This window comes from Actinomadura spongiicola, from assembly GCF_003432485.1.
Taxonomy (GTDB): Bacteria; Actinomycetota; Actinomycetes; order Streptosporangiales; family Streptosporangiaceae; genus Spirillospora; species Spirillospora spongiicola.
Genome location: NZ_QVNQ01000004.1, coordinates 619,682 through 632,366, shown reverse-complemented (window position 1 = coordinate 632,366; position 12,685 = coordinate 619,682). Strand labels below are relative to the sequence as shown.

The window sequence follows — 12,685 nt, the reverse complement described above, 5'->3', positions numbered from 1 at the left end:
TGATCGTGCACTGAAAGGCCTATGCGTGGCCGCCTCTGTCAACCTGGCCGCCGGTAAGGCGACCCTCTACCTGGTCGCCGGAAAGCCCACGGACGCGGTGACGCACGGCTTCCTGCCCGCCGCCGCCCGACGGGGCCTGGACGTGACGCTTCTCACCGACCGTCCGGCGGACCACGCCGACAGGCACGACGGGCGGATCGTCGAATGCGACGTCTCCGACTACCGCGAGATCATCGCCGCCGTCGACCGCGACCCGGCGGCCGTGTTCTCCAACAGCGACTTCCTCCAGGCGCCCACCGCGCTCGCCGCCGCCTACTTCGGACTCCCGGCCAAGGACTGGCGGGCGGCGACCCGGACGAAGGACAAGGCGTTGATGCGTCGTCACCTGGCGCCGATCGACCCCGTCTTCTCGGCGGACGCCCGCCACGTACCGGCGGACGCGCCGTATCCCCTCGTTCTGAAGCCCCGTTCGGGCGTCGCCAGCGAAGACGTGTTCCTCGTCCAGAACGCTCTGGAACTGGACACACGCGTCGACGAGATCGCCGCGCACCGGAGCGAGCCTCTGGTGGTCGAAGAGTTCCTTCCGGGCCGTCTTCACACCCTCGAAACGCTCGGAGACGGACGGGAACTGCGCGTCCTGGGCTCGTTCCGTACGACGTTGTCTCCGCCACCCTTCTTCGTCGAAGAGCGCCTTGAGTGGACGGTCCCGCCACCGGAAACGCCGCAGGTTCTGGAGCAGCTCGACGCGCTCGGCGTCGGATTCGGTGCCTGCCACACGGAGTTCGTCGTCCACGAGGGCCGCGCCCGGATCATCGAGGTCAACTACAGGCTGATCGGTGACCACTGTGACTTCCTCCTCGCCGACCTCCTCGGGGTGCCCCTGTTCGAGGAGATCCTGACCGTCCATCTGGGTGGACGTCTCGCCGACTGGCACACGCCCCGCGAACGTCACGCCATAGCCGAACCGGTCATCGCCGACCGGTCCGGCACGCTCGCGTCGGCCCCGGGCCCGCTGCGCGTGGACGACGGACCGGTCCGGCTCGCGTACCGCCCTCAGCGCGCGGTCGGCGAGCCCGTCGCCGTCACCCGCACCAACCGCGACTACCTGGGCACCGTCCGCGCCATCGGTCCCGGGCCGGACGAGGTGAACGCCGCCCTGGCGCGCTTCCGCGCCGCCCACGACTGGACGATCACGTGACCGGCGACCACATCGAGGGCCCGCTCGCCGCACGCGTGCTGGACGCGCTGCTGCGCGAGAACTACGCGGGCCTGGGCGGTCTCGTCCAGGATCGGACGTTGCGGCTCCCGAACCGCTCCGTGCGCCTGGTGCGGGCGCGTCCCGCGTTCCTGTCCGAGCTCGTCGTGGACCCGGCGCAGGACCTCCGGTTGAGGGAGGTCTTCACCGCCGTCCGCGCGCTGGCGGATCCGCGCGACGACACGGCCGCGTTCGAGCGGGAGTGCCTGGACGCCCTGGCGACGATCAAACTGCACCGGGACGCGCGACCGGCGGTCCACCGGCGGCTGGCCCGCCTGCCGGACGAGTTGAGGACAGGCCCCGGGGCCTTCTACGAGACGCTGGCGGCCTACAACGACCATCCGGTACACCCGACCGGCCGGAGCCGCGCCGGGCTGTCCATGGCCGATCTGAGCCGCTACGCGCCCGAGTTCGGGCCGTCGTTCCCGCTGCGCTGGGCGGCGGTGCGGAACCCGACGCTCGCCGGGTCGCCGCCCGGCTGGTGGCCGGCGCCGTCCGACGTCGGCCTCGACCCGTCCGGCGCACCGTCCCCGGTCCGTCTGTTCCCCGTCCATCCGCTGGCGGCGCGGCAGGTGAGCGAACTCCCCGGCGTGACCCTCGCGCCCGACCCGTACCTCCAGGTCAGCCCCACGCTCTCGATGCGAACCGTCACCGCCGCGCCCCTCGACCATCTGAAGATGCCGTTGCCGACCAGCACGCTCGGCCTCCGCAACCGCCGCACGATCATGCCGGGGACCCTCCCGGACGGCGCGCTCGTCGAACGCCTTCTCCGCGACGTCCTCCGACGGGAACCGGACCTTCCCGTCCTCCTCGCCGACGAGCAGACCTACGGCCACGCACAGCACCCGCTCCTCGGCTACCTGGTGCGGCGCTTCCCACCCGAAACCGCGCACGCGCACATCGTCCCCATAGCGGCGTTGCTCGCCGAGTCCCCCGACGACGACGGTCACGTGATCGAACGCTGGGACGTCCCCTCCCTCTTCGACGCGTACCTGTCGGCGCTGTTCTCTTGGAACGTCACGCTGTTCCGGTACGGCATCGCGTTAGAGGCGCACCAGCAGAACGTCGCCCTGGTCCTGGACGATGGACCGCCTCGCATCCTGGTCAAGGACAACGACGGCGCGCTCATCAACACTTCGCGCCTCCGCGAGCACCTCACACCGTCCGCCGAGACGGACCCTCGCGACCTCATCGACCACCGCATGACGACCAGGGACGACGAGGCACTGGCCCGCGTGTTCGTCACCATCACGCTGCACCTGTGCGCGGCCGCCCCCGCCCTGGGCATGGCGGAAAGAGGACTGCTCCCCTGGCGGACCGGGTCGACAATGATCCGTGACCGGCTCGACGAGGCGCTCGGCCCGGACGAGGCGTTCCTGCGCTCCCGCACGCTGGACGCCGACACGCTGCCCGGCAAGGCCATGGTCACCGCCGGAACACTCGTCGACAAGGCCAGGACCGGCGCGGCCGACATCAACAAGCACTACGGCCCACCGGGCCCCAACTACCTACGGGACGCGACGTGCCCGTGACACGACCCGACCCTCCACACCAACCCGCGCTATCGACCGGATGCGACGTGCTGCTGTCACAACCCACAGAACTGACGGAACCGGCCATCTCCGCCGACGAGACGACCTCCACCGCGCTGCTCAACTGCCTGATCCGCGAGGTGTGCGCGCCCGAGCACCAACTGTGGCCGGACGACGCGCACCTGCTGGCGCGTCTCCCCCGTGCCGGAGTCATGCTGCGCACGGGCCTGGCCCGTCCACCGGTCGGCGCCACCCACCGTCTGGCGCCACCGTATGAGGAGCGCCGCGGCGACGACTGGATCCCCGCGCCCTGGGACAGGCTGGCGGATCTGGTGGCCGGTGAGCTGGAACTGGCGACCGGCCGTCCGAACCCGGAGTTCCTCGCGCAGGTGCACGACAGCCACTCCGCCCTGGCAGCGATCATCAACGCGCGCCGCGAACACAGCCCGTCGAACGACCTCTACATCGACTCGGAGCAGTCCCTGGTAGCGGGCCACCGCTTCCACCCGTCCCCGAAGTCCCGGCAGGGTTCACCGACCGACTGGCTCCAGTACGCGCCGGAGACCAGGGCCCGGTTTCGTCCGCTGTGGCTGGCGGTACCGGAGCACCTCGTCGCCGAGGAAGGGGCCGGGGAGGCGTTCACGGCTCTGGAGACCTACGGCCCCGGCGTCCCCCCTGGCCGCAGGCTGCTGCCCGTCCACCCGTGGCAGTTCTCCCTGTTGGCGGACAACCCCGCCCTTCAGCGGGCGTTGGCGCGGGGCCTGGTACGGAATCTGGGTCCGTCCGACCTCGAAGCGGTGCCGACGTCATCCGTCCGCACGGCGTATCTGCCGGACGCGGACGTGTTCTGCAAGTTCAGCCTGGACGTGCGCATCACCAACTGCGTCCGCAAGAACGCCTGGTACGAACTGGCCAGCGCGATGACCCTCAACGACCTGGTGCCGCCCATCTTCAGGAAACTGAACTCCGCCCTAGCACCGCACTCAAGCGACGGCGAGAGGTTCTCCTTCCTGACGGAACCCTCATACCGCAGCCTTAACCTCGCCGACCGTCGCCTGTACGAGGGTCTGGGTGTGATCCTGCGTGAAGGCATCAGGAACCTGCCCGGTACGCCTCTCCTCGCGGGCGCCCTCGCCGACCCCTACGGCACGTTCCTCGCGGACCTGCCCGCCCTCACCGCCCCCGACACCGCCCAAGCCTGGTGGGACGCCTACGTGGCGCACGTGGCGCCCCCGGTCCTGGGCGCCTACCTCGACCACGGCATCGTCCTGGAACCACACCTTCAGAACGTCCTCATCTGCGTGGACGCCGAAGGCATGCCCGTCCACGCCGCGTTCCGCGACCTGGAGGGCACGAAGCTCACGGCGGGCCACTGGGACCTGACGCACCTTCCGTCCCGCGTCGCCGAAAGCCTCACCTACGCCCCCGACCGAGGATGGAACCGCATCGTCTACTGCCTGGTCGTCAACCACCTCACCGAAATCGCGGCCGCGATAGCCGACCTCCATCCCGTCCTGGAGAAGACACTGTGGCGAACAGCGAGAAAGCATTTCACCGCGTACGACGACCATCCGCAGATAAGGGCCTTGCTGGCCGGCGTGCCGCTGCCCGCCAAGGCGAACCTCCGCACCCGCTGGTCGCGTACCCCCGACCGAGGCGCCACCTACGTCCCGGCCACCAACCCGCTCGCCGCTCCTCGACCGCTATGAACGAACACGCCATCGACCTCAACAGCTACCCGGCCTACATCTACGACCTCGCCGGGCTGGAAGACCACATCGCCGTGATCCGCGCGTCACTACGCTCCACGGACCTCTTCTACGCCGCCAAGGCCAATCCCGACGCCGAGATACTCCGCACGCTCGCCCCCCATGTCGACGGAATAGAGGTGTCGTCCGGCGGCGAACTCAACCACGTCCGGAAAACACTTCCCAAAACACCCACGGTCTTCGGTGGCCCCGGCAAGACGAACGAGGAACTCGCCCTCGCCCGCCGGGCCAGCCGGATTCACGTCGAGAGCCCGAGCGAACTGGCCCGCCTGGCCCCGCTGGGCTCCGCGGACGTCCTCCTCCGGGCGAACCTCCCGCTGCGGACGCCGAACGCCGCACTGACCATGAGCGGCCCTTTCGGCATGGACGAGGACGCCCTCAACGAATGCGCCTTCCTGCTGACCGACCACCCGCAAATCACCCTCCACGGTATCCACGCCCACCTCGCCTCAGGCCTGGACGCGCCCGCCATGCTCAAGCTGGCGTACCGCATAGCCGAATGGGCGCTCCCCTGGCTGAAGGCCCAAGGCGTGGACAACCCCGAATTGAACTTGGGCGGCGGAATGGCCGTCGACTACTTGCGGCCACACAACCGTTTCGACTGGGAAAGTTACGGCGCGGGCCTCAGCCTCATCCCCGCCAAGACCCGCATCGAACCCGGCCGGGCGATAACCGCCTACCACGGCTGGTACGTCACCGACGTCCTGGACGTCAAAACAACACACGGCGAGACTTACATCATTCTTCGGGGCGGCACCCACCACCTGAGAACGCCCGTGACGAAGGGCCACAACCAGCCTTTCAAGGTCCTCACGACAAGCGGCCCGGAAAGCCCCGCGACCCTGGTGGGCCAACTGTGCACGCCCAAGGACGTCTTCGCCCGCGACGTCCTCGTCCCGCCCCTGACCCCCGGTGACGTCATCGCCTTCACCATGGCGGGCGCCTACGCCTGGAACATCTCCCACCACGATTTCCTCATGCACCCCAAACCAGCATTCCACTACATCCGCTGAGCAAGAGGCGCGACCGGTAAAATAAGCCCGTGGTACTCGCGGAACACGACGATACGGGCGATACGGATCTTGAGGGGCGGTTGGGCCGGGCGGTGATTCGCGAGGTCGAAGGCGAAACGCACCGCGACATCGGCCTTCCGGAATTGATCGAAGAGTGCACCCGGAACGGGGAATACCCGCCGGGTGACGATCCGCCCGGCGATGGCGAGCGGGCCACGGCGATCGGCGCGGCCGCGCTGCGCGCGAGTCGCTGGTGCGCCGATCCGACCCTGCTCGACGCGATGGACGAAACGGAACGGGCCAAGGCCCTCATCGAGTTTCGCCACCTGCTCGGCTACCTGGCGCGACTTCGCGCGGGCCGCCTGGCCCCGCGGCCGGTGACGGCATATCCGGAGGTGATCGCCCGGCTCGGCGACGGTGCCGAGATGGCGCTCACCTGGGCGATCGCCGAGGCCGTCCTCGCGCAGTCCGGCGGGCCCGACGACCTCGCCGCCGTCCGATCCCTGCTGGAGGAGAAACTCCGCGGTGCGCCGCCCGGCACGGTCGAGGCGTTCCACGCGAAGGAGATGCGGATCGCCGCCGCCCCACCACTGGCGGTGGGCAGGGCTCTACAGAAAGAGGCGCACCAGGCCCACCGAAACCACCCCGACCTCAAGTCTCTGATCGAGGTCAGCCTTGGCGAACTCAACGAGCACGGCCCGGACGAAGAAATCGAGGAGGCCGACCACCTCCTCGACCTGGGCCATGCGGCCATGCTTTCCGCCGGCCTGTGCATCGAGCCCGGAACGCTCGACCGACTCCCGGAAGAGGGCCGTACACACCTGTTGCAGGCGTTATCGGCGTACCTGGAGTTCGTTCTCGTCAACAAGCTGTGGCATCTGGCCCCGCGTCCCCTGTCGGTCTACCGGGAGATCCTCGAAAGGTTCGACCGCGACGCCGACGTCGGACGGGCCTGCATGCACGCGGCGTCCGTCGTCAGAGACTGCGGCGAGTTGGAAGAGTCGCTCACCGTCCTGATGCTGACCGAACGCCACGTCGACGCCCTACCCGCCGAAGAGGTCACCACCTACCACACGCACGTCGCGAACACGCTTCGCGACCTGCGACGTTTCACCGAAGCAGGGCAGCGTTACACGGCCGCCGAACGGTCGGCGGAGACACTCGCCCCCGAAAGGCGCGCGATCGCCCTCCCAGAGATCGCACACCAGCGTTATCGCCTGTCGCTCTATATACGGGGCGAGGAGGGCCTCGCCGAGACCGATACGGAAACGGAATTCGATCCGAACCCGTTCCGGCCGGGCTCGATCTTCAACGATCCGGAGCGTTGGCGGAAACAGCCGTGGCAGCTACTGACCCTGGCCCAGGTCGCGGTGCGCAACGGTGACCATCTCACCGGCTTTCAGGCGCTGACCGAACTGGCCGATGTCGTCGCTCCGTCCGACTACGACCTGCTTGCGACACTGCACAACGAGGCGGCGGAACTGGCGCATCTGATCGGCGCGCCCCCGAGGACGGTGCGCTGGCACGGTTTCCTGTGCCTGTGCGCCACGGTCCTCAGTGGCAACAGCCGGGAGTTGGCGCCGAGGCTGTCCAGGCAGGCCTCGCAGTCGGCCGTCCAGGGTGACCATCTCACCGCGTTCAACCTGGCGCAATGGTCGTCGGCCGCCGACCGCGTGCCGCTGTACTCCTCCGGTGTCCTGGCCGACATCGGATACGTCCTCTACCGGAACGGGACCTTGGACGCCGCCGAGCGGAAGTTCGCGGAGTCCCTGGCGATCGACCCGGACGCCGGGCTGGTGCGGGCGCAACACGAGATGGTGACCGTTCTGCTGGGCGGGGCCTCCGGTTCGCGGGATCAGGGCGAAGGGTGGTCCGCGGTCGGGGAGGTGTCCACCGGCCGCTGGCACGCCGCCGCCCGGCTCCTGGCCGGCCCGGCCGACGACGTGGCCGCCTGGCCGGATCTGCTGCTGTACTCCAAAGGGCCGATGTCCGCCTGGTCACCGGCCTTGCAGCTGCTCGTCGAGAGCTTGAACCCGCTCGTCGAAGGCGACACCCCGAACATGTTCGGCAACGCGCCCATCGACAACGCCAAGGCCCGGCTGACCGAGCCCCTGTTCGCCTCCGGGGTGCTCGGAATGCTCGACAAGTTCTGGAGCGTCCCAGCGTGGGGCGGTGCGGCTTGGGCGCTGTCCGCTGGCACGCTCTCGGCCGCCGGACGCGAACAGATCGCCTTGGAGATCGCCGCCCCGACCCCCGGACGACCGTCCATGGCGACGCTGGAGGCGGCCGACGCGCCGAACCTCACCGACGCCCGGCGTCGCGAGATCGCCGCGCGGGTCGATCGGCTGCTCGCGTTGACCTTCCTGCCCGGCCGGGCATCGATCGACTTCGGGGACGGCACCGCGGCGGCCGAGGCACGAAGCTGGGCCGCGACGTTCGTGGCCACGTACGGAAAGAGGCTGACGTTCCGGCTCCGGGAGGGGTTCGGGCTCGGGATCGGCGACCGGACCGCCGAGGGACAGCAGCGGTTCCTGGAGGCCGCGGAACGGCTGCCTCTCGGGCTCCAGTACGCGCTGTCGGCGATGCAGTCCTACAAGCAGGCGGCCACCGAGCGGGGCCCGGTCCGCGACTTCAGGGAACTGGAGGACGTGTTCCTGGCCGCCCTCGACCCCGCCGACGCGCAAGAGCTTCGGCGACTGCTCGACTCCCGGGTCCGGACCAAGGACCTCCTCGTCTCGCGAACCGACGCGCTGCGCACCGAGGTCGCCTCGTGGTTCACCCGTCCCGAACAGGCCACGATGGACGTGGTCCAGGGACCAGGCGCCGCCCATGCGATCGTGCTCCGGCGCGGCGGCGACGGCCTCGATGTCCGCGTCGGCCCCATCGAGGTCGCGCGGGCGCGGGCCCAGGCGGCGGTGGCGGGCGCACGGCTCGGCGCGTCGTCGTCCGAGGAGGTGACCCGGTTCCTCGACGGCCTGCGGGAGGCGGCGGGCACCGCGCGGGAGGTGTCGCTCCGGTTGCGCGAACCCTGGGCGCAGATCCCCGTGGAGAACATCCCGAACACCGAGGGACGGTCGCTCGGCGACGAGCATGTGGTGGTGCGGTGGCACTCCCGGCGGCCCCGGTTCGGCGTCGCCACCACCCCTCTTCCGGATCGGGTCGAGATCCTCGGCGACCCCCGGGGCGCCACCGACGCGGACGGGCTGCCGGGGGCGCTCGACGAGGCGCACGGTGTCGCGGAGGTGTTCGGCACCGTCCCCGCCGTCCAGGACGAGGCGACCTGGGACCGGCTGCGCTACGCCGCCCGTGTCGCGGAACTGCTGTGGATCTCCGCGCACTGCAAGCCGATCCCCGATCTGGGCGGGGCCGCCGCGCTCCAACTGCGGGACCGCTGGGTGCTGCCCTCCGAGCTGGCGGCGCTCGACGTGAATCCGGGACTGGTGGTGGTGCTGACGGTGTGCGCCGGTGGGCGAGGCGTGAGTCTCGGGTACGTCAGCGAACCCCCGACGGCCACCGCGTTCCTCACCGCGGGCGCGGAACTGGTCATCTCCCCGATCCGTCCGATCGATGACATCACCTGGGGCCCGCTGATCGTCGCCGCGCTGCGCCAGGCCATGGCGGTGGACGCGACGCCCGTGGCGCTCGTCCGGACGTTGAACGCCATGACGCCCGAAGCGGAGCGTCCCGGCCCCTGGGTGATGCACGCCTGACCGGTCCGTCACGGGAGACATTGGGGAGTCGTCATGCGCTACGAGGTGGAGAACAGTGGGCTCGACCCGGAGGAACTCAAGGAACTCGGCGACTTCGAGCGCGCCGACCGTCCGACCGGGGAGCGCGGCCCCGCCACCGACGTGCTGGTGGCGGTCGCCGCGAACGTCGCCAGCGTCGGCGTCACCGGGGCGCTGACCGCGACCTGGATCGCCTACCGGGGACGCCGTGAACGCGCCCTGCGTCCCGCCGCATCGGGCACCATGCGCGTCGAGATCGTCCATAACGACGGTTCGGAGACGTCGACGATCGTCCATGTTCAGGGGCACGGAGCCGTCGAGCTGCACGGCACCACAGACCTCGACGACGTCCGCATCCTCAGAGTGGTCTTCCCAGAAGAGCACTGAAACGTCAGGCCCCCGGGTATTCCGTATGCCGTGCCCCGCCCGAGCGAGCGGGCCCACACCGCAGATTCACGACCTTCAGGGAACGTCCAGTGCTGCTCGATCGGATGCGTCGCTTCACGAGTCTCGGAGTACGGGCGACCCGCGCACTGCATGATGTCGGGGTCGTGCGACCGATACGACCGGATCGGGCCGTGCGACTGCTGTTCCCCTACATCCGGTACGGGCCTGTTCCCGCGACGATCGGCGCCATGTCGGCGTTGCGTTTCCCTGACCGGACGGCGTTGATCGACGAACGCGGAGCGCTGTCGTACCGGGAACTCGAACGGCGGGCGGCGTCACTCGCCACCGCGCTGCACCATCGGCTGGACGGCGACAGAGTCGGAATCCTGTGCCGTAACCATCGAGGATTCGTCGAAACGGTGCTCGCCGCGTCCCGGCTGGGCAACGACGTGGTGCTGCTCAACACCGACTTCTCCGCCACACAACTGGGCCAGGTCGTCGAACGCGAACACATCGGGTTGCTCGTCCACGATGAGGAGTTCGGCCCGACCGTGGCCGAGTCGGGCTTCACCGGGCAACGACTGCTCGCCTGGACGGACGGCGACGCGCACGAGTCGGTCGACGCGCTCATGGCCGACACCGACCCCGAGCCGCTCAACCCGGCGAAGCCCAGCCGCGTCATCGTGATGACCTCGGGCACCACCGGCACACCGAAGGGCGCCAGGCACGACATCTCGATCTCGGCGCTGCTGCCCGTGGCGCTCAGCCATCTAATGCGCGTTCCGGTCCGGTCGGGCGCGCCCATCGTGATCGCGCCGCCGCTGTTCCACATCCTGGGTTTCGCCTACACCTCGGTCGGGCTGGCGGTGGGCATGCCGCTCGTCCTGTTCCGCCGCTTCGACGCGCGGGCGGTGATGGAGGCGATCGCGGACCACGAAGCGGAGACACTGGTCGCGGTCCCGATGATGCTCCAGCGCGTTCTCGACCTGGAGGAGCGGCCGGGAACACCGTCGCTCCGCACCGTCGTGTGCGGCGGTTCGGCACTTCACCCGCACCTGTCGGACGCGTTCATGGACGAGTTCGGCGAGGTCCTCATCAACGTGTACGGCGCGACCGAGACGGGTTGGGCCACGATCGCGACTCCGGAGGATCTTCGGGAGGCGCCCGGCACGGTCGGTAAGCCGACCCTCCACCTCACCGTCAAGATCCTCGACGAGAACGGCGAGGAGCTGTCGACCGGTGAGACCGGCGAGGTCTACACCGGTGGGGGTCTACGGTTCGCCGGGTACACGGGCGGCGGGCAGAAACGGCTGCGCGACGGTCTCACCGGCACCGGTGATCTCGGGCATCTCGACGAGGCGGGACGGCTGTTCATCGACGGACGAACCGACGACATGATCGTCTCGGGTGGCGAGAACGTGTTCCCCGGCGAGGTCGAGGCCCTGCTCGACGGCCACCCGGACATCGCCGAGGTGTCGGTCACAGGCGTGGACGACGAGCGGTTCGGTCAGCGTCTCGCCGCGTACATCGTCCGGAAGTCGGCGTCACGGCTCACCGAGGACGAGGTCAGGGCCTACGTGAAGAAGCACCTGGCCCGATACAAGGTGCCGAGGGACGTCACCTTCGTCGACGAGCTTCCGCGCACCAGCACCGGCAAGGTGAAGGCCGGCACCCTGCGCGCCCATTGAAAGAGGGAACGTCCGGGATCAGGGCCGCTCGACCCCGGACGCCCCGCGTGCAGGGAGCGAGTGAGAACGGGTCAGGCGACCTCGACGCGGCCCTTGGCGGCCATGCAGATGCGGGCGAGGTCGTTGAGGGCGTCGGCGCGCCGCTCGTCCAGGGTGCGGCGGTCACCCGGGCCCGCCTCGGCGAGCGTGTCGATGACCAGGGAGAACACGGGCCATTCGGCGGGGCCGATGGCGCCCTGGAAGTCGATGCCGTCCTCCAGGTCGTCCACGTCGAGGTTGCGGGCGAAGGTCGCGAGGGCGGCCTCCGCCGCGACGACACCGATGCGCATCGCCAGCGCGGCCGGTTCGCGTTCGAGGGTACGCACGTTGGTAGAACCCATGTTCGACAACCTAGACCACGCGGGCGACGCCCGTCGAACGTTTGATCGAATCGTTGTAGGTACTACTCGGCGATCGACTGCTGGAAGAGGTACGAGTGCGTGAAGTGCAGGACACCATCCGTCCTACTCGGACGCATCCCGGTCGCGGGGCCGCCCGCCAGTTCGTCCTCCAACTCCCGCCTGATCTGCGCGGCGACGTCGTCGGGGGTCTGCGAGAACTCCAACCACGGGTCGAGCGGACGGACGTGGTCGAACCGCTCGGTCCGCTTCACCTCCGCGCCCGCCGCCGTGACGAACTCGGCGATCTGGGACTCGGTGAGCGTGGTGCCGTGCGAGGGGTCGCGCAGCCGCTCGATCCGGTCGGGGTCGCCGTCCAGCCCGTCCGGACGGACCAGATCGGCGATGATCAGCGCCGCGCCCGGCCGGCTGACCCGGACCATCTCCTGGACGACGGCCTTCGGGTCGGCGACCTGGTGCAGCGAGAACCGGGTGACGACGAGCGTGAACGACCGGTCGAGGTAGGGCAGCGCGGTGGCGTCGCCGTGGGTGAAGGTGACGTTCGTGAGCCCGGCGTGGTCGGCGCCGCGTTTGCCCTCGGCGAGCATCGCCGGTGTGAGGTCGAGGGCCGTGGCGTGACGGACGCGGGGGGCGATGGCGCGGGAGACGAGCCCGGTCCCGGCGGCGACCTCCAGCACGACGTCCTCAAGGTCGAGTTCGGGCTCCATGAACCGGACGAGCCGGTCCAGGTGACGGGTGAACGCGACGTTCCGCCCGGGATCGGCGAACCCGGGCGCCTGCTTGGAGAACTCCCGTACGACTCTTTCGTCATGCGTCACAGTCACGTCGCCTCCTCGGATGTTTGTCCCGGATCATCCCCGAAACGCCCCCCGCTGAACAGAGGCGAGTGAGACTCCTCACCTGTGGTGAACACAA

9 protein-coding genes are annotated in these 12,685 nt (G+C 69.6%); 7 read left to right on the top strand and 2 right to left on the bottom strand.

From position 1 onward, the window contains the following. Positions 1 to 25: 25 nt before the first annotated feature. The 7 genes from D0T12_RS15610 (at position 26) to D0T12_RS15580 (ending at position 11,372) form a co-directional block, all read left to right on the top strand. Positions 26 to 1,198 carry an ATP-grasp domain-containing protein gene (locus tag D0T12_RS15610; RefSeq protein ID WP_233526078.1) on the top strand — a complete coding sequence of 391 codons (1,173 nt, stop codon included), beginning with the start codon at positions 26 to 28 and terminating at the stop codon, positions 1,196 to 1,198. Continuing rightward, entirely contained in the window at positions 1,195 to 2,787 is a 1,593-nt protein-coding gene (locus D0T12_RS15605; RefSeq protein WP_117400269.1) for an IucA/IucC family protein, read from the top strand. The genes D0T12_RS15610 and D0T12_RS15605 overlap by 4 nt, the downstream gene beginning before the upstream one ends. Positions 2,788 to 2,834: 47 nt before the next feature. Then, on the top strand, positions 2,835 to 4,496 hold the full coding sequence (locus tag D0T12_RS15600; protein WP_117400268.1) for an IucA/IucC family protein: 1,662 nt from the start codon (positions 2,835 to 2,837) through the stop codon (positions 4,494 to 4,496). Further along, on the top strand, positions 4,493 to 5,569 hold the full coding sequence (locus tag D0T12_RS15595; RefSeq protein WP_117400267.1) for an alanine racemase: 1,077 nt from the start codon (positions 4,493 to 4,495) through the stop codon (positions 5,567 to 5,569). Before D0T12_RS15600 ends, D0T12_RS15595 begins: the two co-directional genes overlap by 4 nt. Before the next feature lie 29 nt (positions 5,570 to 5,598). Continuing rightward, complete coding sequence (locus D0T12_RS15590) at positions 5,599 to 9,279, top strand: CHAT domain-containing protein (protein WP_147339523.1); 3,681 nt, start codon at positions 5,599 to 5,601, stop codon at positions 9,277 to 9,279. Positions 9,280 to 9,312: 33 nt separating this feature from the next. After that, entirely contained in the window at positions 9,313 to 9,684 is a 372-nt protein-coding gene (locus D0T12_RS15585) for a hypothetical protein (RefSeq protein WP_117400265.1), read from the top strand. 191 nt (positions 9,685 to 9,875) lie between these two features. Beyond that, positions 9,876 to 11,372, top strand: a complete 1,497-nt coding sequence (locus D0T12_RS15580; protein WP_233526077.1) for an AMP-binding protein — start codon at positions 9,876 to 9,878, stop codon at positions 11,370 to 11,372. A gap of 71 nt (positions 11,373 to 11,443) precedes the next feature. Here the strand turns inward: D0T12_RS15580 and D0T12_RS15575 are convergent, their stop codons facing one another. Together D0T12_RS15575 and D0T12_RS15570 are read right to left on the bottom strand one after the other, a co-directional pair. Further along, positions 11,444 to 11,752 carry a hypothetical protein gene (locus tag D0T12_RS15575; protein WP_117400264.1) on the bottom strand — a complete coding sequence of 103 codons (309 nt, stop codon included), beginning with the start codon at positions 11,750 to 11,752 and terminating at the stop codon, positions 11,444 to 11,446. A gap of 62 nt (positions 11,753 to 11,814) precedes the next feature. Continuing rightward, a complete protein-coding gene (locus D0T12_RS15570; protein WP_117400263.1) occupies positions 11,815 to 12,594 on the bottom strand; it encodes a class I SAM-dependent methyltransferase in 780 nt (259 codons plus the stop codon). Positions 12,595 to 12,685 lie beyond the last annotated feature (91 nt).